This window comes from Caballeronia sp. LZ001 (genome assembly GCF_031450875.1).
In the GTDB taxonomy this organism is placed as follows: Bacteria; Pseudomonadota; Gammaproteobacteria; order Burkholderiales; family Burkholderiaceae; genus Caballeronia.
The window spans coordinates 848,319-862,038 of record NZ_JARTVX010000004.1; the positions used below are offsets into that span (position 1 = coordinate 848,319).

The window sequence follows — 13,720 nt, forward strand, 5'->3', positions numbered from 1 at the left end:
GATGGGCGGAACTTCGAAATCGGCAACGTTGCGAGGTTGCCGTGCATGTTTGCCCGTCACGCAACGAGCGTGCCGGATGCGCCGTGGCGCGTCTGGCAAGGCTCGCAGCGATGGATCACGCAAGGCGCTTTTACAAAACTGGTACAAAAAGCAGATCAGCGGCCGATTGCCCGAGCTTCGTTGAGACGTTCGCGAATCTCGTGCAGCAAGGCGTCGAGCAGCGCGATATCGAATGGTTTAGACAGCACGCGCGCATCGACGTGACGGGCGCGGTCCAGTTCTTCCGCGTAACCCGTGACGAGAATCACGGGGATGCGCGGCTCGAAGCGTTGCAGCATTTCCGCGAGGTCGATGCCGCTCATCTTGCCCGGCATGTGGATGTCGGAGAGCACGACATCGAAGGGAAATTCGGACGCTTCGCGCGCGCCTTCGAGCACGGTGACGGCGGTATCGGCGTTGAATACGTAGCTCACGTGATGACCCATCATGGCGAGCAGCGCCTCGGTGCCGGCGGCCACTTCCTCGTTGTCCTCGACGAGCAACACGCGCAAGCCTTCGGTCTCCTTGACCACGGCGGGTTCGTCTTTTACCGCCGCGTTGGCCTCGGCCTCAGCGGCCGCGCGCGGCAGATAAAGACGCACCGCCGTTCCCGCGCCGATTGCGCTGTCGATAGTCGCGAGTCCGCCCGCGCGCTCGCAAAACGCAAACACCTGCGGCAAGCCGAGACCGGTGCCCATGCCTTTCGGCTTGGTCGTGAAAAGCGGCTCGAATGCGCGGCCCAAAACTTCGGAACTCATGCCGAAGCCCGTGTCTTCCAGCGTGACCTGAACGAAATCGCCGGTGATCGGAAAGCCGTCTTCGTGACGGAAGCGCACGTTGTCGGCGCGCACGGTGAACGTGCCGCCGCTTGGCATCGCGTCGCGCGCGTTGACCGCGACGTTGATGAGCGCAAGCTCCAGCTCGGCGGGGTCGACGCGCACGGGCCAGACATCCGCGGTCACTTCGACGTGGAGCGCGACCTTCGCGCCAAGCGACGCGCGCAGCAGTTCGCGCCCCGCCGGCACCCATTTGCCGATGGCAATGGTTTCGCTGCGCAATGGCTGCTTGCGCGCCACGCCGAGCAATTGCCGCGTGAGCGACTGTCCGCTCTTGAGCGCGCGTTCCATCGCGGAGAGTTCACGTTCAAGACCGGGCGCGCCGCGCCGTCGCGCGATCTGCACGTTGGTCGAGACGATCATCAGCAGATTGTTGAAGTCGTGCGCCACGCTGCCAACGAGATTGCCGAGCGCTTCCATCTTGCGCGCCTGCCGGTAGGCAGATTCGATCGAGCGCCGCATCGACGCTTCGGCTTGCCAGCGTTCCCACGCTTCTTCCTCGATGGCGAGACGCCGCAGCGATTGCCCGATGACGCCCCACAGCACGATGCAAGGCGCGAAAATCGACAACGCGAGCACGCTCAAATGCCGATACCACTCGGCCCATAACGTGGAGATCGGATAGCCGCTCGACACATAGACCGGATAGCCGCCCACCCTGCGGAACGCGACGATCTTCAGCTCGTTGTCGAGCCCGGACATCATCTCCACGACGCCGCTGCGCCGTCCCGCGCGATATGCCTCGCGCAAGGGCGAACTGGCCGCGAGCGCCATGCGGTCGGGCGGCCGTTGCGGATACCACGCGAGCACTTCGCCATCGCTGCGTGCAAGGCCGAGCGAAACGGTCGGACTGTCGCCGAGGAGTTCGCGATAGAACGCGTTGAAATAAGCAGGACGCAGCGCAATCGACACGATGCCGTTGAACTTGCCCTTGTCGGTGCGTCGCACGACCGCCGTGTTGAAGACCTGTTCGCCCGCCACGCGCCCGAGCATCACGCGCGAAATCTGTTCGATGCTGCGGTCGTCGCGCATGCCACCGAAGTCCTCGCGCGTCGCGACGGACACATCGGGCGTCGGCCAGGTGCAGCTCGTCACGAGCAGCTTGCCGTCGGCGCCAAACACCGAAACGGCAGCGACTTGCTGATAGTTGTTGCTCATCATCTTGAGACGGTCGTGGATGAGACGACTGTCGCGGCGGATCGGTTCGTCGTCGAGTCCATCGAGCAGATCGACGATACGTTCGTTCAGCGTGACGTTGAGATCGAAGACCTTGAGCGCGTGCTCTTCGGCGACGCGTGCATTGCGGGCGACGGTTTCGGCGGCGAGCGCCTCGCGGTCGTGATAGTCGGTGTATGCGGTGACTGCCACGTAAATGCAGGGCAGCAGAATGGCGGCGACGAGCAACGCATAAAGCGTCAGGCGCTGCGCGGCGAAGTTGCGCTCGGGAACCACCGGGAATGGCGGTTCATCCTGCCTCTGTTCGGCGGCAGGATCGGCGTCGGACTCCTCACGTTGCAGCGTCATATTTGGCAGCGAAGTGGAAAACTTTACGCGCGCGCGTGTCGTTCGAAGCGTTGAACGCTTCGTTCACAGTGTTCCAAAGCACTTGAACGGATTGGGCTGTGGAGTAACCGGTTCGGGCAAGCACGAAGAATGCCGATTTGGGTTGAGAACGTGCGTGCGCGCAGGACTAGCGACATTACCAGAGTGGAGGGTATGCAGGTAAATACGATGCCGCCGCATGCAAGCGCTCGAGTCACGCGTGCAAGTAACGCCGCTGAAAGCCACGCCGCTGAAAGCCACGTCGGTCAAGGCGCAGGCTCGATCGCCAAAGAATTGTTATACTCTTTGCCGCTTCCGGCGTACTTGCCACCGGCCCGCCGGCATTCATCGACTCGATCCACTCAGCGCCAAGCCGTTCCGCGCGCACCCGGAATCGTCGAGGCTGGCGTCATCCAACAATTCGCCCTCGGGGCGCGATAGCGAAAGAACTCGCGGAGTCCGTCTTGGCCGTTTCCCACACCATCGCTGACGAATCTGCTCCCGATGCCGCGAAGGCGTCATCCGGCAGCTCGTTTTATCTCGCGATGCGCATCCTGCCCGCCGACCAGCGGGACGCGATGTATCAGATCTACGCTTTTTGCCGCGCGGTCGACGATATCGCCGACGAAGGCAACTTGCCGCGCCGCGAACGCGCAATCGCGCTCGACCGCTGGCGCGAAGACATCGACGCGTGCTATGCCGGTGCGCCGCGAAAAACGCTCGAACCGCTCACGCGTCACATCCAGGCTTTCCAGCTCTCCCGCGACGACTTCCACGCTGTCATCGACGGCATGGCCATGGACGCCGCATGCGACATCGTCGCGCCCGACGAAGCCACGCTCGACCTCTATTGCGACCGCGTGGCAAGCGCGGTGGGCCGGCTATCGGTGAGAATCTTCGGGATGCATGAGGACGCCGGGCGACGGCTTGCACACCATCTTGGCCGCGCGCTGCAGCTGACGAACATCCTGCGCGATATCGACGAAGACGCGGGCATCGGCCGCGTCTACCTGCCGCGCGAACTGCTCGCGCGCGAAGGCATCTCGACGAGCGACGCGGCGAGTATCGTCGCCGATGCGCGCCTGCCGCGCGTGTGCGCCGTCATCGCCGAACGCGCCAAAGGGCATTACGCGCAGTCGGACACGATCATGGCCGCTTCGCCGCGCCACGAAGTGCGCGCGCCGCGCATCATGTCGGCGGCGTATCACGCCGTGCTCGACGCCAATCTGAAACGCGGCTTCGACCTGCCGCGCACGCGCGTGCGCACGCCGCGTGCGCGGCTGCTGTGGATCGTCGCGCGCAATCTTCTCTGATGTCACGGCTGGTACACGTCGTCGGCGCCGGCCTGGCGGGCCTTGCCGCAGCAGTTCAGGCGCAACGGCGCGGCGCGCGCGTCGTGCTTCACGAGGCGGCGGCGCATGCGGGCGGCCGCTGCCGTTCCTATTTCGACGTGAGACTCGGCGCGACCATCGACAACGGCAATCATCTGCTGCTGTCCGGCAACCATGCGGCGTTGGGCTTTTTGCGTGCGATCGGTTCCGCCGATACGCTCATCGGCCCGAGCCAGCCCGACTACCCTTTCTTCGATTTTGCCAATGGCGCGGCGTGGACCATTCGCATGTCGCCGGGACGCCTGCCGCGCTGGATTTTCGACGCCAACGCCCGCACGCCAGACACTCAGCCCGCCGACTACTTCGCGCTGTTGCCGCTTTTCTTTGCGAAGCCGGGCCGCACCGTCGGGGAATCGATGCGCGCCAAGGGCCCCGTGTGGGACGCGCTCGTGCGCCCGCTCTTGCACGCCATGCTCAACACCGAGCCCGCCGAAGCCAGCGCGGCGCTTGCCGCCAATCTGTTGCGCGAGACGGTCGCGGCGGGCGGACAGGCATGCCCTGCCGCTCATCGCGCGTAACGGGCTTGCGCATGCTTTCGTCGAACCCGCGCTGCGGCTTTTGCAGTACGGCGGCGCGGACATCCGGCTGGGCGCGCGCGTGGCGGGTATCGCCTTTTCGGGCACGGATTCGCAGGAACGGGTAAGCTCCATCGCTTTCGAAGATCGCGCCGAGCCGGTCGTGCTCGCACCGGGCGATGGTCTCGTGCTTGCCACGCCGTCCGAAACCGCGCGTCGCCTCGTGCCGGATCTCGTCGCGCCGGACGAGTTTCGCGCCATCGTCACCGTGCATTTCGCGGTCGATGCGCCGGCCGATCTCGGGCCGATCACCTGTCTCGTCAACGGCACGGCTAATTGGCTATTCGCCAACGACGGCAGACTGAGCGCGACAATCGCTGCTGCGGATCACTTGCTCGCGACGCCGCACGACGAACTCGCGCACACGGTCTGGCAGGAAGTGGCGCGTGCGGTGCGGATGTCCGCCGTGCCCATGCCGCCCTGGCAGGTCGTGGCCGACCCGCACGCAACATTTGCCGCCGTGCCGTCGCAGGAAGGTTTGCGGGCCGCGACGCGCACGCGCTGGAACAACTTCACGCTCGCGGGCGACTGGACGGCGACCGGTCTGCCCGCGACGATCGAGGGCGCGATTCGCTCCGGCCAGAAGGCGGCGGACGTGCTGATGAACCCATCGATGGAACGCTGATGAACGATTTATCCCTGTCGGCCGTGGGCGCGCCGGTATCGAAAGCCGCGCTGGACCATGCCGTCACCGAAGCCACCGATGCGCTACTCGCGGCGCAACATCCCGAAGGCTACTGGCTGTACGAACTCGAAGCCGACGCAACCATCCCGGCTGAATACGTGCTGCTCGTCCACTATCTCGGCGAGGAAGCGAATCCGACGCTCGAAGCGAAGATCGGCCGCTATCTGCGCCGTATCCAGCGCGCGGACGGCGGCTGGCCGCTCTTCACCGACGGCGCGATGGACGTCAGCGCCACCGTCAAGGCGTATTTCGCGCTGAAGATGATCGGCGATTCGCCCGACGCGGAGCATATGCAGCGCGCCCGGAGCGCGATTCTCGCCGCTGGCGGCGCGGAAAAGGTCAACGTGTTCACGCGCATTTTGCTGGCGCTTTTCGGCGTCGTGTCGTGGCGCGCGGTGCCGATGATGCCCGTCGAAATCACGCGTCTGCCGATGTGGTTCCCGTTCCATCTGTCGAAGGTCTCGTATTGGGCGCGCACGGTCATCGTGCCGCTGCTCGTGTTGAATGCGAAGCGGCCGGTGGCGAAGAATCCGCGTGGCGTGCGTATCGACGAGCTGTTCTTGGATGCGCCGGTCAATACCGGCATGCCGAGCCGCGCACCGCATCAGAGCCGCGGCTGGTTCGGCTTTTTCCGCGTGGTCGACACCGTTTTGCGCGCAACCGACAACGCGTTCCCGAAAGCGGGCCGTCAGCGCGCGATCGAGGAAGCCGTGCGTTTCGTCGATGAACGCCTGAACGGCGAAGACGGCCTGGGCGCCATTTTCCCGGCGATGGCCAATTCCGTGATGATGTACGACGTGCTCGGGTATCCGCCGGAGCATCCGCATCGCGCGATCGCACGCAAGTCGCTCGACAAGTTGCTCGTCATCGAAGAAGCCGAGGACGGCGAGGCGTACTGCCAACCGTGTTTATCGCCCGTCTGGGATACGTCGCTCGTGGCGCATGCGCTGCTCGAAACCGGCATGCCAAAGGCGCGCGCGGCGGTCGGGCGCGGTCTCGAATGGCTCTTGCCGCTGCAGATTCTCGACACGCGCGGCGACTGGGTTTCACGCCGGCCGAACGTGCGGCCCGGCGGCTGGGCGTTCCAGTTCGCCAACCCGCATTACCCCGATGTCGACGACACCGCCGTCGTCGCCATGGCCATGGAACGCGCGGACCGCGAAAACGGCTCGGCCATCTACGCCGAAGCGATCTCGCGCGGACGCGAATGGGTCGTCGGCATGCAAAGCAGCGACGGCGGCTGGGGCGCGTTCGAACCGGAAAACACGCAGTTCTATCTGAACAACATCCCGTTTTCGGACCACGGCGCGCTGCTCGATCCACCTACCGTCGATGTCTCCGCGCGCTGCCTTTCCATGCTCGCGCAACTCGGCGAAACGCCCGCCAACAGCGAACCGGCGCGGCGCGCGTACGACTACATCGTGAGGGACCAGGAGCGCGACGGAAGCTGGTATGGCCGCTGGGGCATGAACTACATCTACGGCACCTGGTCGGCGTTGTGCGCGCTGAACGCGGCCGGCGCGGCGCCTACCGACTCGCGCGTTAAGCGCGGCGCGGAATGGCTCATTCGCATTCAGAACGCGGACGGCGGCTGGGGCGAGGGCGGCGAAAGCTACAAGCTCGACTATCGCGGATACGAACAGGCGCCGAGTACGGCATCGCAAACGGCGTGGGCCGTGCTCGGGCTGATGGCCGCGGGCCAGATCGAGCACCCGGCGGTGGCGCGCGGTATCGACTATCTCGTTCGCACGCAGCAAAGCCACGGTTTGTGGGACGAGACGCGCTTCACCGCGACGGGTTTTCCGCGCGTGTTTTATCTGCGCTACCACGGCTATCGCAAGTTTTTTCCGCTGTGGGCGCTCGCGCGATATCGCAACATGACGCGTGAAGGCCTGACGCGCGTGACGGCGGCCGTGTGAACGCGCCCGACGCGCGCTCGCTCCACGCATTGCGCCACGCGGCGGGCGGCTTGCCGGTCATTGCCGTGACCGGCATGGCGTTCGAGGCGAAGATCGTGCGAGGACGCGGCGTGGAAGTCGTGTTCGCGGCGCGCTCGGACTGGCTGGAGCGCGCGTTGTCGGACGCTATTTCGCGCGGCTGCACGGGTGTCATCAGCTTCGGAACAGCGGGCGGACTCGCGCCCGATCTGGAGCCGGGCGCGCTCATCGTGGCCAGCAGCGTGTGCGGACCCTTCGGCGAACTGCGTACCGACGACGCCTGGTCCGCGCGTATCGTCGATGCCTTCGCGGGCACTCCGCTACAGCGCCTCACGCGGCGCGGCGTCATGGCCGGCGTCGCCGCGCCGGTCAAGAGCGAAGCGGAGAAACGCTCGTTGCATTCGTCGACGGGCGCGCTCGCGGTGGATATGGAATCGCATATCGCCGGGGCGATTGCCCTCGCGCGCGGTCTGCCGTTCGCCGTGTGCCGCGCGATTGTCGATCCGGCATGGCGCACGCTGCCGCCCGCGGCCACGGCTGGTTTGCGCGATGACGGCACCACGGCCATCGGTCCGATACTGCGAGAACTCGCGCGTCAGCCCGCGCAACTTGGCGCCATGCTGCGTCTCGCCGCCGATGCCCGCGCCGCGCGAACATCGCTCGTACAAGCGCGTCACGCGCTTGAAACCGCGCATGCACTAACGTTCGATTGACCGCGTAACGTGCCGCTTGCTTTCTGCGGGTTAACCCGCATCTGCGTATAATCCGGGAAAACCCTAACAAAACTGCGTGCGGTCAGTCACGCGCGCGGGGTCAGCAGAAAAGGAAGCGCAAATGAATTTTCACACTCGCAAATGGGTCAAGCCCGAAGACCTGAATCCGAACGGCACCTTGTTCGGCGGCAGCCTGCTGCGCTGGATCGACGAGGAAGCCGCGATCTATGCCATCTCGCAACTGGGCAATCAGCGCGTCGTGACCAAGTTCATGTCGGAGATTAATTTTCTGACGTCGGCGCGGCAGGGCGACATCATCGAACTGGGAATCACCGCGACGCATTTCGGCCGCACCTCGATCACGCTGCGCGCCGAAGTGCGCAACAAGATCACGCGCAAGAGCATTCTCACGGTCGAGAAAATGGTGTTCGTGAACCTCGACGCGCAAGGCGACCCGGCGCCGCATGGCCGCACGGCGATTCGCTATGCGGACGAGTTGTTCGAAGCCTATCGACGCGACCAGCGCGTGGTGGAAGCGCCGAAGGCATCGAGCGATGACTACGGCATGCAGGAAGCCGCGGAAACACACTGAGGCAATTGAAACGGGCGCTGCAAAGCGCCCGTTTCATTTTGAAGCTGAGAAAAGCCTTGGCAACACAGGCTTACTTCGCGCCCGGATCTTCGTACTGCGGCACGTCTTGATCCTTGCTCGAACTCGACGGCGTGGTTTCCGCCGGCGCTGGCGACTTGCCGCCCATTCCGCCCGCTGGCGCGGCGGCCGCGCCCGGATCGGCGTAATTCGGCAGACCTTGCGCCGCGCTGCCGCCGCCCGTCGCGCCAGGAACGCCCGGCGCGCTCGCGGCATCGGGAGCGGATGCGCCTTCATCGCCATAATCGGGCAACGTCGCCGTCCCGCCGCCCGTCAACAAGTACTGCCGGCGCTGCGTGTAGGCATCGCGCACGAAGGCGTATTTGTCGAGCGCGGCCTGCGAGAGAAGATCCGTCGCGCCGATCAGATCGGCCCGCGCGCTCACGAAATTGATGCCGTACAGCGGCCAGCGGATTTCGTTATCCGCGTAGCTGATCGGGTTCACGCGCCAGTCGACGAGCCACGTCGTCGAGTCCCGGAACGAGCTCGGGCCGAGCAGCGGAATCACGAGATACGGACCGGACGGCACGCCGTAGTGTCCGAGTGTCAAACCGAAGTCCTGATGATGCTTGGGCAAACCGGCCGGCGATGCAATGTCGATCAAACCGCCAAGACCGAACACCGAGTTGATGGCGATCCGCATCAAATCCTGCGTGGCGTCCGTGATCTTCAGTTGCAGCAGGTTGTTGGCGAAGTTGCTGAAGTCGCCGATATTTGAAAAGAAGTTGCTGACAGCCGTGCGGAACGGGCTCGGCGTGTAGTCCACGTAGAACTGCGCGACCGGCTTCGCGACGTAGGTATCGAGCGTGTCGTTGAATTTGAAGATCGTGCGGTTCATCGGTTCGAGCGGATCGCGCGGATTGCGGTCCGGTCCGGTCGCGCATCCCGCGACCAAAAGCGCGCTCGCAATCACCACACTCGTGGCCAGCTTGCGATGCGCACCAGCGGCTAAAGCCGTTCTCATTCTTCGATTCCTCTTAGGTTGTCGTGCCGCTGGCTCGCGCGCAGCTTCGCCCGATCGGCTGCGCGTACACGGCGGGGCTTGCCCATCAATACCGGCTGAAATACCACGGCGCCGATCAGCGTGCACAAAAGCGACAGCGCGAGCAGCCGCCCCATGCTGGATGTGCCGGGGTGATGCGAAAACCACAGACTGCCGAACGCGGTTGCGGTCGTTGCCGCGCTGAACATCACGGCATGCGTGAGACTCGATTGCAGCAAGCGCGTCTGGCCGGAGCGCCACGCCATCACGAAATAGATCTTGAACGCCACGCCGACGCCCAGCATGAGCGGCAACGCGATGATGTTCGCAAAGTTGAGCGGCATCCTGAAGACGACGCACAGTTCCAGCGTGACGATCGCGGAGACGAGCAACGGTACCAAAGTTCGTAAAACATCGCCCAAACGGCGCAAGGCGATCCACAACAACACGGTGATAGCGATCAGCGAGTAGATCGCCGCCTGCTGGAACGCCTTGATGATCGTCTCGGCCGAATGGCGCACGGAGATCGGACCGCCTATGGCGTTCGGCTCGGCGTGGCGCACGGCATCGGCGAAACGGGCGAGCAGGGTGTCGTCGTTCGGATCGGCGCCCGGCGGCACTTTCGGCGAGACATCGACGAGCGCCTGACCACTCGGCGTAACCCACGTCTCGACCATTTGCGGCGGCAAGGTGGCGCGCGTGATCTCGACCGGCTGCAACAGCGCGCGCAACTGTCCGAGCGCGAGGCGCAATGGCTCGGCCATCGCGTGGTCGGCGCGATCGCGCGTGGCGGCATCGGCGGCGGCGAGCTTCTTGAGCGTGGCGGAGAGATGCTGCGCTTCGGCCGCGCCCGCGCCGGGGTGATCGTCGGCCGCGAGCGACAGCGCACCCGCGACACGCTTGAGCGTGGCGACGCGCACTTCATCCGTCACGGGCGATGCCACCGGCTGGTTCAGCGCCGGCAGCAACTGATCGGCGGCAGCCTTGATGAGCGCGAGCTTTGCCGGCTGATCGGCCGGAATCAGCGACGACAACGTGGTCGCGCGATCCACTTCCGGCAGCTTCTGGAGCTTCGCCGCGATGCGATCCGCTTCCGCTAGCGAAGGCGCGAGCACCGCGACATCGTTGACCGCGCCCTCGGGTGAATCCTTGAGCGAGGCGAGCGTCGCCATCGACTCCGTATGCGGATCTTTCAGATGCAGCGGGTTGAAGTCGAAGTGCAGATGGAACAGGAGCGGCAACGCGCCGATCACGACGACGAGCGTGCCGATCAGCACTGGCTTGCGATGCCGGTCGAGGAATTCATCGACGGGGGCGAGCACCGGAAAGCCCGGCGCGCTTGCTTCGCCCGGCGGCGCAAACACCTTGATGAGCGCGGGCAGCAAGGTCATGTTGGTGATATACGCGACGAACATGCCGACGCCCGCGATCAACCCGAGTTCCGACACGCCGCGATACGCGGTCGGCAGAAAGGAGAAGAAGCTCGCGGCAGTCGCGGTGGCGGCGAGCGTCAGCGGCACGGCCACATGCCGCGCGGTTTCGGCGAGCGCCACGTCGAGCCGCTTGTGCTTGTGCCGTTCCTCGCGGTATTTCACGCCGAACTGAATGCCGAAGTCCACGCCCAGACCCACGAACAGCACCATGAACGCGACCGAGATCATGTTGAGCGCGTGGACCATCATGAGGCCGAGCGCGGCCGTGATCGCGAGCCCGACGAAGAGCGTGATGAACACCGCGAGAATCATGCGCTTGGAGCGCAACGCAACCCACAGAATGACCAGTACGACCAGGAACGTGAGGATGCCGTTGAGCTCGGCGCCATCGGCCACAGAGGCGAATTCTTCGTCGGCGAGGGGTTGCGCGCCGGTCAGATGCAGCGTCGCGCCGTACTTCTTGTCGAGGTTCAGCCTGGCCGCCACGGCGCGAATTTCGTCCGATGAGCCCGCCGCCGCCTTGAGCGCGTTGAAATCGAGTTCCGGCAACACGGTGACGAAGGCGCGCGCCGGTCCGGTGCTCTTTGCGGAATCCGCCACGTCGCGCCAAGAGAAGGCAACCGGCTGATTGGCCAGCACGCCGTCGAGCACGGTCGCGCTCTTGCCGAGCAAGCTGGCCATCTGGCCGAGATTGATCTGGCCTGTCAGCAGCGGCACATTGAGCGTGGTGTTCAGCGTCTGCGCGAGGCCGGTGAGTGTCGGGTCGTGCGCGAGCGTGTTGATGAGCGGACGCGCCTGCACGAGCTGCTTCGTGACTTCGTCGACCTTGGCGGTGGGTAAGTACAAAAGGCCGTTGTGCTCGAAGAAATCGCCGCCTGAAGGTTGCGACACCGACTTGAAGCGCGCCGGCTCCTGCTTGAGCGCGGCGGCGAGTGCGTTCGCGGCGGCATCGGCAAATTCGGGGGCCGCGGCTTCGACGACGATCAGTAGCGTGGCGCCGCGCTGCGGAAACGCGGCGTCGATTGCCTTGCTGCGCGCGGCCCACTCCGGCTCGTTCTCGATGAGTTGGCTGACATCGGTGCTGATCTTGAAGTGATGGACGACATAAATCGTGCTCAGCACGCCGAGCAGCAGCGAAATGGCGATAATCCACGCCGGACGGCGTATGGCGATGGTGACGAAGCGAGTAATGTTGGACGTCAGCATGAAGACGCTACCTGGTGTGTCCTGTTATTTTTGCGGGCCGCGTGCTGCCGGCGAGATGATGCGCGCCGGCGTCCGGCGATGCCGCGCAGTATACCGGTCGATGCCGGGCACGAACGCGCCATGCGTCTTGAACTGTCGATGCCGCCGCGTGTCGATATACTGGCTCGACGCGTGCCGGCTGCATCGGCGTTACCGGGTATTGCGCCGTCCCCATACCAATTCCAACCTCAGAACTCATTCAGAGAACGGGTGCCATGAAACGCTATCTGTCCATTTGCTTCGCATTTCTCCTTGCCCTCGGCCTGTCCGGCGAGGCTTTCGCGCAAACTAGCCCCGACGCCGTCGTCAAGGCCGCTGTCGAAGGCACCGTCGACGCGATGAAGGCCGACCCGCAAGCGCGCGGCGGCGACATGGCGAAGATCACACAACTCGTGCAAACGCGCTTTTTGCCCGCCACCGACTTCCAGCGCACGACGCGCATAGCGGTGGGCAAGGCATGGGCCAGCGCCACGCCCGAGCAGCAGAAACAGCTTTACGACCAGTTCCAGACGTTGCTTGTGCGGACCTACGCGGCTTCGTTGTCGCAATTACGCGATCAGGACGTCAAGTTTAGCTTCGAGTCGCCCAAGGCCGATGCGAACGCGCGCGACGTCGTGGTCGAATCGCACGTCGTTTCGACTGGCGGCGACAATCCGGTGCGTTACAGATTGGGTAAGACGGCGCAAGGCTGGAAAATCTACGACATCGACATGATGGGCGCGTGGCTCATCCAGGTCTATCAGCAACAATTCGCGGGGCAACTGCAGAAAGACGGTGTCGATGGGCTGATCAAGTATCTGTCGGAGCACAATTCGCGCTCGGCGGGGTGACATGGAGGCGCAATAGCGCCTGCGACGCCACCTGCACCAGCCAGACTCATGTAATAAGAAACGCGACGGTGATGAGCCGTCGCGTTTTTTTGTTTATGACGCGCTTGTCCCGTTTTCCTATACCATTTGGCCGAGTCTAAAATGACTATCGTTACGTGACCAGGGGCATTATCATGACTGTCAAGCGAGTTTCGAAATCCGAGTTCAAGGCGAAAGCGTTGGAGTACTTTCGTCTCGTGGAATCGACAGGAGAACATATGATCGTGACAGACCATGGCAAGCCCGTGCTCGAAGTGCGGCGCTACGACAACTCATCCCTCACGCCGCTGGAGGAATTGCGCGGAAGCGTGTTGCGCTATGACGACCCCATGGAGCCCGTTGGCGAGGACGACTGGGAGACGCTGGAATGATCGTGCTGGACACGCACACGTTGCTTTGGTGGGTGAGCGGAGCGGCGCTCGGCAAGCAAGCTCGGGCAGCGATCGAGCAAGAATTGGAGGAAGGCGGGGAGATTGTGATCTCGACCATGACCGCATGGGAAATCGCGATGTTGGTGAAGCGAGGCCGGGTTGTCCTCTCCGCGGACGTTGGCGACTGGCTCGACAAAGTGAGTCGAATAGAAGGCGTGCGCTTCGTCCCCGTGGACCGAAACATCGCAGTCAAATCCGCCGATTTGCCGGGCGAGTTCCACAAAGATCCGGCAGACCGCATGATCGTGGCGACGGCGCGTTCGCTTTCTGCACCTCTGGTCACGAAGGACCGGAGAATTCGCGACTATCAACACGTCAAGACCATTTGGTAACCCGAAAACAAGAAGGGCGGACAACCAAAGTCATCCGCCCTTCCATCAACCACCCTCGGCC

General features: G+C 64.2%; 10 protein-coding genes and 1 pseudogene. 8 read left to right on the forward strand and 3 right to left on the reverse strand.

The window, feature by feature from the left end; genetic code table 11:
• Positions 1–155 precede the first annotated feature (155 nt).
• A complete protein-coding gene (locus P9292_RS14390; protein ID WP_309959667.1) occupies positions 156–2,399 on the reverse strand; it encodes a response regulator in 2,244 nt (747 codons plus the stop codon).
• 482 nt (positions 2,400–2,881) lie between these two features.
• On the opposite strand from P9292_RS14390, the gene hpnD reads away from it, so the two are divergent.
• From hpnD to P9292_RS14415, 5 genes and pseudogenes are all read left to right on the forward strand, one after another.
• A complete protein-coding gene (hpnD, locus tag P9292_RS14395) occupies positions 2,882–3,730 on the forward strand; it encodes a presqualene diphosphate synthase HpnD (protein ID WP_309959669.1) in 849 nt (282 codons plus the stop codon).
• A pseudogene (gene hpnE / locus P9292_RS14400) lies at positions 3,730–5,008 on the forward strand (hydroxysqualene dehydroxylase HpnE). The gene hpnD and the pseudogene hpnE overlap by 1 nt, the downstream one beginning before the upstream one ends.
• On the forward strand, positions 5,008–6,987 hold the full coding sequence (gene shc, locus P9292_RS14405) for a squalene--hopene cyclase (protein ID WP_309959671.1): 1,980 nt from the start codon (positions 5,008–5,010) through the stop codon (positions 6,985–6,987). Before hpnE ends, shc begins: the two are co-directional and overlap by 1 nt.
• A gap of 74 nt (positions 6,988–7,061) precedes the next feature.
• A complete protein-coding gene (locus P9292_RS14410) occupies positions 7,062–7,718 on the forward strand; it encodes a phosphorylase (RefSeq protein WP_309964021.1) in 657 nt (218 codons plus the stop codon).
• Positions 7,719–7,839: 121 nt separating this feature from the next.
• Positions 7,840–8,310: a hotdog domain-containing protein gene (locus tag P9292_RS14415; protein WP_309959674.1), complete on the forward strand. Its 471-nt coding sequence runs from the start codon at positions 7,840–7,842 to the stop codon at positions 8,308–8,310.
• Between the two features lie 70 nt (positions 8,311–8,380).
• Here the strand turns inward: P9292_RS14415 and P9292_RS14420 are convergent, their stop codons facing one another.
• Positions 8,381–9,331, reverse strand: coding sequence for a VacJ family lipoprotein (locus tag P9292_RS14420; protein ID WP_244828864.1), 951 nt, complete (start codon positions 9,329–9,331; stop codon positions 8,381–8,383).
• Positions 9,328–11,988: an MMPL family transporter gene (locus P9292_RS14425; protein WP_250467578.1), complete on the reverse strand. Its 2,661-nt coding sequence runs from the start codon at positions 11,986–11,988 to the stop codon at positions 9,328–9,330. Before P9292_RS14425 ends, P9292_RS14420 begins: the two co-directional genes overlap by 4 nt.
• Positions 11,989–12,242: 254 nt before the next feature.
• Here P9292_RS14425 and P9292_RS14430 point away from each other — a divergent pair, with 254 nt between their 5' ends.
• From P9292_RS14430 to P9292_RS14440, 3 genes are all read left to right on the forward strand, one after another.
• On the forward strand, positions 12,243–12,857 hold the full coding sequence (locus tag P9292_RS14430; RefSeq protein WP_244828862.1) for a phospholipid-binding protein MlaC: 615 nt from the start codon (positions 12,243–12,245) through the stop codon (positions 12,855–12,857).
• Between the two features lie 170 nt (positions 12,858–13,027).
• Entirely contained in the window at positions 13,028–13,267 is a 240-nt protein-coding gene (locus tag P9292_RS14435; RefSeq protein ID WP_409015377.1) for a type II toxin-antitoxin system Phd/YefM family antitoxin, read from the forward strand.
• Positions 13,264–13,659, forward strand: a complete 396-nt coding sequence (locus P9292_RS14440) for a type II toxin-antitoxin system VapC family toxin (protein WP_309848335.1) — start codon at positions 13,264–13,266, stop codon at positions 13,657–13,659. The genes P9292_RS14435 and P9292_RS14440 overlap by 4 nt, the downstream gene beginning before the upstream one ends.
• Positions 13,660–13,720: the final 61 nt, after the last annotated feature.